Source organism: Sphingomonas sp. FW306-05-A (assembly GCF_058782275.1).
The window spans coordinates 1-10237 of the sequence record NZ_JBYSXN010000009.1 but is presented as its reverse complement, the minus strand read 5'-3'; the positions used below and the strand labels follow the sequence as shown (position 1 = coordinate 10237).

10 protein-coding genes are annotated in these 10237 nt (G+C 60.5%); 8 read left to right on the top strand and 2 right to left on the bottom strand.

The genetic code is table 11. From position 1 onward, the window contains the following. Positions 1 to 541: 541 nt before the first annotated feature. From AC3WJR_RS20330 to AC3WJR_RS20315, 4 genes are read left to right on the top strand one after another with little or no spacing between them, the layout of a single operon-like run. On the top strand, positions 542 to 1177 hold the full coding sequence (locus AC3WJR_RS20330; RefSeq protein ID WP_492727480.1) for a hypothetical protein: 636 nt from the start codon (positions 542 to 544) through the stop codon (positions 1175 to 1177). Continuing rightward, on the top strand, positions 1174 to 1449 hold the full coding sequence (locus AC3WJR_RS20325; RefSeq protein ID WP_492727479.1) for a hypothetical protein: 276 nt from the start codon (positions 1174 to 1176) through the stop codon (positions 1447 to 1449). The genes AC3WJR_RS20330 and AC3WJR_RS20325 overlap by 4 nt, the downstream gene beginning before the upstream one ends. Before the next feature lie 3 nt (positions 1450 to 1452). After that, on the top strand, positions 1453 to 1884 hold the full coding sequence (locus AC3WJR_RS20320; RefSeq protein ID WP_492727477.1) for a hypothetical protein: 432 nt from the start codon (positions 1453 to 1455) through the stop codon (positions 1882 to 1884). Between the two features lie 12 nt (positions 1885 to 1896). After that, positions 1897 to 3726 carry a DUF7380 domain-containing protein gene (locus AC3WJR_RS20315; RefSeq protein ID WP_492727476.1) on the top strand — a complete coding sequence of 610 codons (1830 nt, stop codon included), beginning with the start codon at positions 1897 to 1899 and terminating at the stop codon, positions 3724 to 3726. 9 nt (positions 3727 to 3735) lie between these two features. Here AC3WJR_RS20315 and AC3WJR_RS20310 read toward each other — a convergent pair whose 3' ends face one another. Next, the gene (locus tag AC3WJR_RS20310; RefSeq protein WP_492727475.1) at positions 3736 to 3978 is read right to left on the bottom strand and encodes a hypothetical protein; all 243 of its coding nucleotides are present in this window, start codon (positions 3976 to 3978) and stop codon (positions 3736 to 3738) included. A 432-nt stretch (positions 3979 to 4410) separates the two neighbouring features. On the opposite strand from AC3WJR_RS20310, the gene AC3WJR_RS20305 reads away from it, so the two are divergent. The 3 genes from AC3WJR_RS20305 (at position 4411) to AC3WJR_RS20295 (ending at position 6974) form a co-directional block, all read left to right on the top strand. After that, complete coding sequence (locus tag AC3WJR_RS20305) at positions 4411 to 4857, top strand: ferritin-like domain-containing protein (protein WP_492727473.1); 447 nt, start codon at positions 4411 to 4413, stop codon at positions 4855 to 4857. A gap of 414 nt (positions 4858 to 5271) precedes the next feature. Beyond that, a complete protein-coding gene (locus AC3WJR_RS20300) occupies positions 5272 to 5673 on the top strand; it encodes a phosphonate transporter (protein WP_492727472.1) in 402 nt (133 codons plus the stop codon). Positions 5674 to 5684: 11 nt separating this feature from the next. Next, entirely contained in the window at positions 5685 to 6974 is a 1290-nt protein-coding gene (locus AC3WJR_RS20295; RefSeq protein ID WP_492727470.1) for a sensor domain-containing diguanylate cyclase, read from the top strand. 325 nt (positions 6975 to 7299) lie between these two features. Here the strand turns inward: AC3WJR_RS20295 and AC3WJR_RS20290 are convergent, their stop codons facing one another. After that, positions 7300 to 9060 (bottom strand): bifunctional diguanylate cyclase/phosphodiesterase, encoded by a 1761-nt coding sequence (locus AC3WJR_RS20290; protein WP_492727469.1) that lies wholly within the window; start codon positions 9058 to 9060, stop codon positions 7300 to 7302. A 342-nt stretch (positions 9061 to 9402) separates the two neighbouring features. Here AC3WJR_RS20290 and AC3WJR_RS20285 point away from each other — a divergent pair, with 342 nt between their 5' ends. After that, positions 9403 to 9735 carry a hypothetical protein gene (locus AC3WJR_RS20285; protein ID WP_492727467.1) on the top strand — a complete coding sequence of 111 codons (333 nt, stop codon included), beginning with the start codon at positions 9403 to 9405 and terminating at the stop codon, positions 9733 to 9735. Positions 9736 to 10237 lie beyond the last annotated feature (502 nt).

The following is a 10237-nucleotide window of genomic DNA, read 5'->3' as shown; positions in this document are numbered from 1 at the left end:
CGCCGGCATCGGCCGGCGGGCGCCTTACCGATACAGCGCCCGACGCTTCGTGGGGTTGAGCGCGGGCAGAATCGACCTATTACCAGACACTCAGAGGCTCTTCGGGCTCCCCAACTTCGGCCGCCCGTTCATGTTGCGGCAGCGACGATCAGAGCGGCAAGGTTTGGGATATTTTTGCCGTACGGCGCCGCAACTACGAATGTCCGGCTACGCCAAAACCGGGCGTTCGCCTGGCAGTGAAGGCCCATTAATGACCAGGGTTGCGGACGATCCGGACTGTCCGCTTCCGACACCCGGATGGCGATAACCTGCCGTTCCTGCTGATCAAGCCAGCGTCAAAAAAACGCGCCCTCCATTGGAGTGCGTGAGATGGCCCCCTCCTAAGCCGAAGTGAACTCTGAACAGCCACCGCATCAAAGTCGGACACATAAGTTTCATCTCCGAAATGATGCTGGATTGCGATCGGTCTAGGCTCGACCAAATCGCGATTCACGTCATAGGGTAATTGGCCTCCGACCTACTGCGCCGAAAGCAACCACAGATGATCGAACAATATCGCAAAGCTAAGATCGCGCTGGATCGCGACCAGTTCCTGGAATTGCGCGGGGCGCTGCTCGCGGCCAGCACGGATAGCTGGACATTCCTGCGCGATCGGGAACTCGATTTCTCGCCGGGCGGAACGTCGGTCTTGTTTGCCTATCGCAATGGCGACTTGCCGAACGCCGATCTTTCGGTGGCCTGGTACGATGGCCAAGCCAGCATCGGCAACATCGTGCCCGAGCATCTCGGGCAGCTCACCATGGCCGAGTATAATGCGTTGCTGGTCGACTTCCACCGACAGCGGCTAGCGCCCGCAGCGCAAGCGCTCGGCCTGCAACTGAACCTCACCGCCGACCAGCGCGACCTGACCGACTGGATCAGCGCCGCCGCAACGCGCCAGCTCCAGAACTTCTCCAATCTGGCGAACAAGGGGAGCGGCGCATCGCATCTGCTCGATCGCCGGCGCTGGCTCGACTTCATCATCGCCGTGCATCAGGAGGGCGCGCGCCTGCCGCAGGAAGTCCTGCAGAAATGGCTGGTCGACGAGCTGCACTGGCCAGAAACCATCGCAGCGGATCTGACCGCCGATTTTGGCAACGGCATCGAATTGCTCGAGCGTTACGACGAGAGCCGATGACCTCGGTTGCCGAAGTGGCGACCGGGATCGCGAGCGCGGGCGTCCCGCTCCTCTATCTCGATACTTGCGCGCTGCTCGATATCGTGCGCGGGCATCGCGATGCGTTCGGCCGCGACCATGCGCTTGCAGCGGTCAAGCTTGTCGAGTTGGTTGAGGCAAAAAGCCTGACGCTGGTCCTGCCCGAGCAGATCACCAACGAACTGACGGACAATTTCGCCGAAGTTCAGAAGAGCGGTACGGCCTCGATCGCGGCGCTCAACGCCAAGGTCTAGCGGATGCAGGAGATCATGCTCGCGTTCGGCGCTGTCGCGCCCGTACCTGCCCTTCCCGCGCCGTCGGCATATGAAACGCTCGCGGACAATCTCGTCGCGCGGTATCTTTTGGCGGCGATCACCGCCGACACGACCGATCAGGCGATCCAGAAGGCCAGCCAACGCGTAATCACTGCGACCGCCCCAGCGGCCACCGGCAAGCAATCCTTCAAGGACTGTCTGGTTCTGGAAGGCTGTTTCGAGACGCTGGCCGCCGCTCGCGCGCTCGGCTTCGGTGCGGCCGCCCATTTTATGTCGACCAACCTCGCCGAATATGCCGATCCCGCGAAGAAAGCGCTCCACCCCCAATTGGTCGGCGAGTTCGCGGGCCTTGGGCTCGAGTTCGCCAGGAATTTCCTTGAGCTGCGCTATATGCCGGCGATCGTCGCGCTCTAGGCCCTGCCGCAGATGACCAAACCATCGCCCGTCGTTTCGCTCCAAGCGCTGCAAGAGTCCGGTGCCGACGCGCTGGTCGCGGCCATTCGCTCGGTCGACTGCGGCGATCTTTGGAACAGCATTGCCAAGGCGCGCGATGCGGCGATCGAAGCTGGGAATGTCGATCGCGCTGCTGCCTATGACGCGCTTGCTGGCGCCAGCTCGATGATCCTGTGCGCCAGCGAGCCGCTGCGGGCCTTCGCGCCGCTGCTGCAGATGACCTTCGGCTCAAGCGCCGGACCCGATGCCTATCGCGGTGCGCAGGCGGAGATTTTCGCCGCGTTCGCGCCGACCGTCGCGCATCCGGCGTTGCGGGCTCGTCTCGCCGATCTCGGATGGTATCTCGCCAAACGGCCGGACGCTGGGAGGCTGGCCATTCGCGGCTATCTCGACTGCCTGCAAAGCCTCCTGGGCATGCGCGGCGGCCGTGGCGGTGCGCGCAGCGCGGCCGCGCTCGACCTGCTGCGTCGCGCCTGCGTGATCCAGCGCCAGCTCGGCTGGGTGCAGGACGATACCACCCTATTGATCGCGACCGCGCGCAAGGTGCGCGAGCAGGCGCGCCGTCATGGCGACGCATCCGGCTTCGTAGCCGCCGTTGAACTTGCGCTCGACTTTCGATTGGCGTCGCCCAGCGCCCTCGCCAAGGCATCCGAGAAGTTTGCCGCGACGAGCGGGCTGCATCGCCCGGACCATGCGCAAACCCAGGTCTGGGAAACTGCCGCACGCGCGTACAGCATCGCCGAGCGCAAGGGCGATGCGGACCGGACCGTGGCCGCCCTTGCCGAATGCCATGTCCGCACCGCGGATCGGTTCGCCAAGAGTCCGATGCACGAGGCCCATTGGCTTGAGGAGGCGATCGCGGTGCTGCGTCGCTTCAAGGGGACCAACGAGCGGCGCGCCGAGCTGCAGGCCCGGCTAGTGCGCGCGCAAGGCCGGATCGGTGAAATCATGGCACCGCCGCGCGGGCGGATTGACGTCCACAATCTCGCCGATCTGACCCGGAAGAGCCTGGCCGGGCTCGATCGCACGGCCTCGCTGCTGCTCTTCGCCGAGCAAAGCCGATCGCCCGACATTACTGGTCTGCGCGCCGCGGCCGCGGAATCGCTGGCGCGCACGCCCTTTGCCGGACTGTTCGCACCGCGGATCTTCGATCCCAAGTTCAAGCTCGCCTCGCGCCTGCCGGCGATCGATTTCGGGCAGTCCCCTGACGAGGGCAATCTGCGCCACCAGATCCTTCAGCATGAAGAGCTACGCCGCATCCTCGTCGCGGGCGGGCAGATCGAGCCCGCGCGGATTCAGATCGTGCTCGACCACCAGCCCGACGAACGCGTGCTGACCCGCCTGGCGGCGCTCAGTCCGCGTGTGCCACACGGCCATGCCTCTTTCTTCGGCCGAGGGTTCGCGCATTTCTTCAATGCCGATTTCGTCGAGGCCGCGCATCTGCTGGTGCTCCAGCTCGAACCGCTGCTGCGCCACCTGCTGGTCAGCGCCGATGTCGATATCACGCGCTTCAAGCCCGATCAAACCCAGTCGAGCGCCACGTTGAGCCTGCTCCTCAAGTCCGATGGGCCATACCGCGAAACGCTCGAGGCGATGCTCGGCGAAGCGGCGGTCTTCGAGATCGAGAATCTGTTCGACCGCGCCGAAGGTCCTGCCCTTCGCCATCGCATTGCCCATGGGTTGTATAGTCCATGGGCCTATGCCGGGCACGACATCCGCTACGCCTGCTGGTTCCTGTATCGCCTGTGCGTCGAGCCGCTGCGTGACCATGCCGATTATGTGCGCGAGCATCTCGACAGCTGAACACGACGCCTAGACCGGGAAGTTCACGCCGCGCGCACTTGCAGCGCTCGCGCGCAAGCCGGCGAGCCGATCCAGATCGGTGCTGCCTTGGCCGGAAACGCGATGCTGCAGCGGGATCGGCCCGAGGCAGGATCGCCGCATAGGGATGAAGGCATAGACCAATCCCATCGCATAGTCGTCGGGCAGATCAGCCATGGCCGCGCGTTCGGCGATGAGAATGCTCATGTCGCGCCCGCTCGGCAGGATCACCATCGACCCGAGCCCCTGGGGCTGGCTCCCAGAAGACCAGTGTCCATGCTCCTTCAACGCCGAGCATCCGTAAGCTGACGCTCTCAGCACCACACCGGAACGACATGAGTTGACAGAAGCTGTCGGTGGAAGCGCGACCGGCGAACGACGAATTTTGGTCGAGAGCCGCCCCAGCAGCCAGCGAGGCTTGACCAATTGCCGACGCTCGCGACGGCTTCTAAGCTTTCCACGTTCGGACGTTCGTTCATCTCTACAAAACTGCCCCGCCTGGCTTGCACAACAAGAGCGGGTACCGGTCCGTACTTCGCGTGCCGCTAGCCTTGACCCAGCCGTCGTCCCGCTTGTCTCTCAGTATTACGGATGCACTCTGCACTCGTCGCGTGAGCCCGTTCCTGCGGGGGGATCGTTATGCAACTCCCTCTACCGGAGTTTTCCATGACCGATACCAACGACATTTCAGTGCTCAATGGCCTTATCGCAACCACGCTCGACAGCATGAAAGGCTATGAAGACGCGGCTAAAGACGCCGAGAGCACGCAGTATGCGACCATGTTCGCAGACTTCGCACGCGACCGTGCTACGGTAGCAACTGATCTCCAGAACCAAGTCCGCAACCTCGATGGCGAGCCGGAGCTAGACTCTAGCATGCTGGCTGCCGCGCATCGGACATTTATGGATCTGAAGCAGGCGATCACCGGCAAGGACGACAAGGCCATCATTCAGGAAGTCGAGCGCGGAGAGGACCATATCAAGGCCAAGTTCGAAGACGCGATGAAGGATGGCGATCTGACACCTGCGACACAAACCGCGATCACCAAAGCGTTCGCCTCGGTCCGTGAGGGGCACGATAAGATGAGCGCGCTCAAGCACAGCATGGCATAACGGATGCCGGGCGGCGTTATCGATGCGCCGCCCAATGGCTCGGCCCAATCTCGCTTGTGACACCGTGACCTATGACGCGGGCGGGCTTTCCCGATCTCAACCGAGTTGGGTACAGGTTTAACCCGACCGATAGCTCCTCGGCTAGTTGACCCACAAGTGGACATTCAGGTGCCTTTTTCCGCCTCCCACTTTTAGACATTCGTTCATCCGATTGGACGGCAGTTTTTAGGCGTCTAAATCAGCCGCATGTACGACTTAAACTGGTGAGTTTCGGACTGTCCGCTTTTACGACACGCCCAACAAGCGCTGCCTGAGGACACTGCAAAAATTAAACGGATCTGCGGTTTAAGGAGTAACAAGCGGTCAACGTGAAACCTCAATGGCCGGCGACTTCGCAGATAATTAAGTGTCCTGGTGCATGACGGCTTTTTTGAGGAGCAACTGATCGTGTCCCCAACAGAATTAGATTTCGAGGCGGTCGGACTTCACGACCTTGATGCTATGAGCGATGGGGAACGCGATATCTTGCCCTTCGGCGTCGTAGGCTTTGCCGCAGACACAATCGTACAGATCTACAACGCGACCGAGGCCCGTATGTCAGGGCTGGATCCGGCCATCGTAATTGGCGTTCCGTTCTTCGATGCGGTCGCGCAGTGCATGAACAACTTTATGGTGGCCCAACGGTTCAAAGACGAAGCGGAACTGGCTGACGTCTTCCCCTACGTCCTAACGCTTCGCATGCGGCCGACTAAAGTGCGGTTGCGCCTGCTCGCGACCGCCCAAACGCCACGCCGCTACGTGCTCATCGAACGCTGAAGGCTCATCGAATGACCGAAAAGTCGAGTGAGGAGGAACTCCTCGAGTTTCTATATGCCTGCCCGATCGGACTGATCCAATGCGATGCTACTGGCGAGATTGGCTTGATGAATCCGCACGCCATGCAGCACCTGCTACCGCTGGCGGGGCCACGTGGCGTCTCTAACCTGTTCTCAGCGTTTGAGGAGCATGCGCCAGAGATACGGAGTATAGCGGAGGCTTTCGTACCGCTCACGGGACGGATCTGCGACGGCCATCGCATTTTTGTCGATTTGGCACCCGGCAAGAGCGGCACAATGCCCAAAGTTCTTGCATGTTCGTTGGTTAAGCTCGGCCCCAACCGTTTGATGGCAACGCTGGGCGATATCAGTCAACAGGTTCGTCAGGAAAACCGTCTGCGGCAGGCCGATACGTGGTTTGCAACGTTAATAGACGGCGTCAATGGCTATGCTGCGCTGACGATCACACCAGATGGCCAAATAGCTGCGGCTGACACCTGCTTTGCTCGTCAGACTGGGTATGAGCCCGCCGACGTAACTGGTCACAACCTTGCCGACGTGCTTAGCACTGATCTGCCGGGAGGCGATCTGCGTCTCGACCAACAACTCACGATCGCTGCCCGCGAGGGGTGGCATCTCCAAGAAGGGTGGCAGCAACGCGCCGATGGAGAGCGTTATTGGTGTCAACGTCTAGTCGTCGCTCGATCAGCGCGTGACAACGCGACCTTGCCGCGGTTTTCGGTTGTGCTTCGTGATGTTCCACGTCGCGACGCGGCAACCGAAGACGTGCGGCGTCTCCTGACATGTGACCATCTGACAGGCGCTGCAAACCGACGGCATTTTAGTCAGGCAATGGCTCGCGAGCAGGAAAGCTGGCGTGATCTACGCCAGTCGCTGTCGCTGGTCGTACTTGATCTCGACCACTTCAAGGCGGTCAATGACACGTACGGCCATCCGGTGGGCGATTCCCTTCTGTGCCGGGTGACCGAGGCGTGCAGCGCACTCCTGCCACCACGCGGTATCTTTGGGCGCCTGGGGGGCGAGGAATTTGGGGTTTTGCTTCCGCGCTACGATCATGATCAAGCCTTGGAACTTGCCGAGCGACTTCGCGAGGCGATTGCCGCTGTCGTTGTTGAGGTTTCATCTGGCACGTTGCGGGTAACGGCAAGCCTAGCCTGTGCGACTCTAGATGAAACTGAAGGATCGATCGAGGCGCTCATCGCGCTTGCTGACAAGCGTCTTTATTCCGCGAAGCATGCCGGACGGAACCGGGTCTTCGTCGCCGAGGCCAAGGCTGGGTGACTGGGCGAAACCCTCCAAAGTAAGCCGCCCACCGCATTTCATGCGCCTTTACGGCTGCAGAGGTAACGCACTTGCGAGATGGTTCTAGCGTAAGTTAATCAGCTCGCAGCCGGATCGGTCGCGGCTCATGCGGCACTTCTTCCTGTCGCCGCGAGACGGCCTCCATGCACTCGCGGGAGACTGCACCAGCCATAATCGATCAGTGCCCCGTCCAAGGCGTCGCAAAGTCTCGCGCAAGGTAGCGCCCTTTCGAAAAAGCAGCGACACTGGAGGGACGATGCGTTTTAAACTCCAAAGTTTGTCGAAAACTAACTATCGCAAGTACCTATGCGACGTAAGAACGCGCTAAAGCCTCACGATCAGCATCGAAGATGCGCTCAGCTGATACAGGCCGCGACATCAGGTATCCCTGCCCCTCGTCACAGCCCCATTCGTGCAGCATGTCATAGGCTGACTGCGTCTCAATTCCCTCGGCGACAACACGGTATCCAAGATCGTGCCCCATCGCGATCATCGTCTTAACCAGCAAGCGATCTTTGCCCGACGTGACCATGTCCCGGACAAACGCCTGGTCGATCTTGAGCACGGACACGGGCAGCTGCTGCAGATAGGACAGGTTGCTGTAGCCGGTGCCGAAATCGTCGATCGCGATCTCGACCCCTTGCGCGCGTAGCTCGCGTAGCTGCTCGATTACGCGAACGGGGTCATGGGCGATGGTACTCTCTGTAAACTCGAGTTCTAGCAGATGTGGCGCGATGCCCGCTCTGCCGGCGGCCCCCAGCAGACGCACTGCGAAATCGTCTTCGTCAAGATTCATTGCTGACGCGTTTATCGATATTGGCAACAGCAGCCCGGCGGTCGACCAGTCCCGTGCCTGGGCTATGGCCGCCTGTACCACCCATTCCGTCATCGACCGGACCAGCGCTGTCTGTTCTACCAGGGGTACGAACTCGCCGGGAGAAACTGCACCCAGTTCGGGATGGTTCCAGCGGATTAAGGCTTCCACCCCGCAACGGTTGCCCGAGGCAAGCTGGATCCGCGGCTGATACACGAGCGACAATTGTTCTGGCGCGTCGAGTGCCGCGCCGAAGTCGTTCAGCAGGGCAAAGCGACGTGCATTCCGCCGAGCGCTTGCAGGGTCGTAGCGGGCATGGCGACGACCTGCATGAGGCGCATCGTCGCCGGCGTTCGACATGCACTTGAACGCTTCCCGCGGTACCACCTCACCGACCGTGAAATCGTAAATGCCAATCGCCGGGTCAGCTGTGACTGGAACGCCACCCCAAGAAAGCGGCTCTCGCAATGCCGCAACGATCCGGTCGGCTAGCGTGTGGCTCCCCAGTAAATTATCTTCGACCAAAACAGCACACCGCGTCTGATCGACATGATAAAGGCGAGCGCTGTTCCCCGCCGATTGACGAACGATGCCGAGCGCCTGCTGCATCAACAGCCCAATGCTGTCACTACCCAGGGTGCGCGAGGCATAGGTGGCGCGCGTAGGTGAGAGGATGTCGACCGATAGCAAGGATGCTGCCGAGCCAGGCTCGCGACGTGTAAGATCGTCAAGGTCTTCGAACAACTGGAACTGGTTGGCTTGACCCGTCGTGGCATCCACCCGGCCGACCAGGTTCTGGAGTTCGATCTGGCTCATCACCATCCCAGCAAGATCCAGCAGCACCTGCTCCTCGCCATCCTGCAACTCGCGGACCTTGTCATCGACAACGCATAGCGTGCCAAGCCCGTGGCCATCGCGGGTAAACAGCGGCGCACCCGCATAGAAACGGATGCCAGCTTCTGCCAATGGTGAACCTACGAAGCGCGGATCGGCGGTGAGGTCAGGTACAACGAAAACACCTTTTCCCTCGATCGCGTAAGCGCATGGCGCCTGTTCTCGGGGAATTTCGGTCAGATCGACCCCGACCCTGGATTTGAACCACTGACGGTCCCGATCAGTGAGCGAGATGGTAGATACTGGCGCTGCGAGTAATTGGCTTGCAAGGCGGGTAAGGCGATCGAAACTGTCGCTGGGCGCGCTGTCGAGCAGGCTGAGGTTGCGCAAGGCATTCAACCGCGCCTCTTCATTCACCACATGGTCTAACAATTTTCCACGCCAGTGCCCTTCAGAATGCTACCTTGGCGAGATAATGTTATGAAATTAATAGTTAGATAATCAATTGAATCCTCGGGGCCCGAGCGCTCCTTATCGAAAACAGCATGTGGAGAGGGGCGGAAGATCGCACTGACCGAACGGCTGCTTTCGATAGCCAAGATGGGCCACATAAATGTCCATGTTTGGGCAGAAGCAGATGTCGGCGCGGATGGGCCAATCACCTTCCCATAAACTGAACAACTGCTGCCAGTGTCATTCAGGCCGGGCGCATCGGCGAGCATGCATGCACACCTTATCGGCTGTCCGCCGTTGAGGAGATTGGAGATGTTTCGTAAGCTAGTCCTTTCCGTATCGCTCGGCCTTTCCGCGCTGGTTGCAGTCGTGCCGAACGTCGCTTCTGCCCAAAGCTATGGCGGCTGGAATGCACAATACCGTTCCGACGATGGCTATCGGGATAGTCGTTTCGGCGGTCGCCATGGATACGATGATCGCGGAAGTTATTATGCGCGCCAACGCTGGATTGCGCATCGTCGCTGGGAGCAAGAAAGGCGTCGCCGCGAATGGCAACGCGAACATTGGCGCGGCGGCTACGACCAGCGCGATGGCTGGAACCGCGGCCGGAACCGTTGGGATCGCCGCTATGACTACTAAAGCTTAAATGCCCTACGCTTGGCGCTCGGTCCGTGATGGCCGGGCGCCCTCGCGTAAGCATCAATAAGCCCGACAGATCATAATGATGCGTGAGAGGCCGCCTTGACTGGCAGGCGTGCGGCTTGAATGTCTGCGTTGAGGACAATGTACCGTCAGTTTAATTGGCCGGTCCGCTTTGCGGGGGGCAAGACCCATAGTCGGCCATTCGCGCCCCCTCCCCCGCGGCCCAACTTCAGACTCTCATTCAGGTGCGTTGATATCGGTTTATGCAGTTGCCGACGTCTTGTGGGTGCTGCGCTCAACTTTGAGCAATTCGATAAAGTTTAGGTGGCCCTAGGCCGCATAACGCAGTGATAAGATTGTGGGTCGGGACAGGTTCGGGACAACACACGCGGAATTGTTCCTGTGAATAGTTCAGGCTATGTTGTCTGATAATTGCGGGCTGTTCGGAGCGGCTGCAAGGGGGGATGGCATGAGAAAGCTCTTCAGTATGGTCGCGGCA

What these genes read in the sequence shown, in the direction of transcription:
- AC3WJR_RS20330 (WP_492727480.1), top strand. Translation starts at nt 542, where the DNA reads ATGATCGAACAATATCGCAAAGCTAAGATCGCGCTGGATCGCGACCAG.
- AC3WJR_RS20325 (WP_492727479.1), top strand. Translation starts at nt 1,174, where the DNA reads ATGACCTCGGTTGCCGAAGTGGCGACCGGGATCGCGAGCGCGGGCGTC.
- AC3WJR_RS20320 (WP_492727477.1), top strand. Translation starts at nt 1,453, where the DNA reads ATGCAGGAGATCATGCTCGCGTTCGGCGCTGTCGCGCCCGTACCTGCC.
- AC3WJR_RS20315 (WP_492727476.1), top strand. Translation starts at nt 1,897, where the DNA reads ATGACCAAACCATCGCCCGTCGTTTCGCTCCAAGCGCTGCAAGAGTCC.
- AC3WJR_RS20310 (WP_492727475.1), bottom strand. Translation starts at nt 3,978, where the DNA reads ATGGTGATCCTGCCGAGCGGGCGCGACATGAGCATTCTCATCGCCGAA.
- AC3WJR_RS20305 (WP_492727473.1), top strand. Translation starts at nt 4,411, where the DNA reads ATGACCGATACCAACGACATTTCAGTGCTCAATGGCCTTATCGCAACC.
- AC3WJR_RS20295 (WP_492727470.1), top strand. Translation starts at nt 5,685, where the DNA reads ATGACCGAAAAGTCGAGTGAGGAGGAACTCCTCGAGTTTCTATATGCC.